The sequence below is a fragment of the Paraburkholderia sp. J63 genome, from assembly GCF_905220245.1.
Taxonomy (GTDB): domain Bacteria; phylum Pseudomonadota; class Gammaproteobacteria; order Burkholderiales; family Burkholderiaceae; genus Paraburkholderia.
This window is the reverse complement of record NZ_CAJMZF010000181.1, coordinates 1-445: the sequence shown is the minus strand read 5'-3', so window position 1 is coordinate 445 and position 445 is coordinate 1. Positions and strand designations below refer to the sequence as shown.

At 61.1% G+C, this 445-nt stretch carries 1 protein-coding gene; it reads right to left on the bottom strand.

What is annotated here, in order from left to right; translation table 11 throughout:
• Positions 1-43: 43 nt before the first annotated feature.
• Positions 44-445 (bottom strand): ABC transporter permease subunit (locus tag U5775_RS39065; RefSeq protein WP_322063455.1); only part of this gene is annotated, 402 nt, incomplete at its 5' end.

The window sequence follows — 445 nt, the reverse complement described above, 5'->3', positions numbered from 1 at the left end:
CCGAGCGAAAGGACGCCTGCAGAAAGCGTGCGATTGGGCTTGATCATTTGCTGTCCTCCAGTTCCTTGACCTGGTAGTACTGAAAGACCGCCATCGGCACGAGCAGCAGCATCACCATTGCGACGGTCACGGCGGAGGCCATCGGCCAGTCCATGTTGTTGAAGAACTCGTCCCACATCACGCGGCCGATCATGAGCGTGTCGGCGCCGCCGAGCAGTTCGGGAATCACGTACTCGCCCACGGCCGGAATGAACACCAGCAGGCTGCCCGCGATGATGCCGTTCTTCGAGAGCGGCAGCGTGATCTTCGTGAACGCGACCCAGGGCTTCGCGCCCAGGTCGTAGGCCGCTTCGAGCAGCGTGAGGTCCATCTTCACGAGGTGCGCGTAGAGCGGCATCACCATGAAGGGCAGATACGAATAGACCATGCCGATATAGACGCCCGC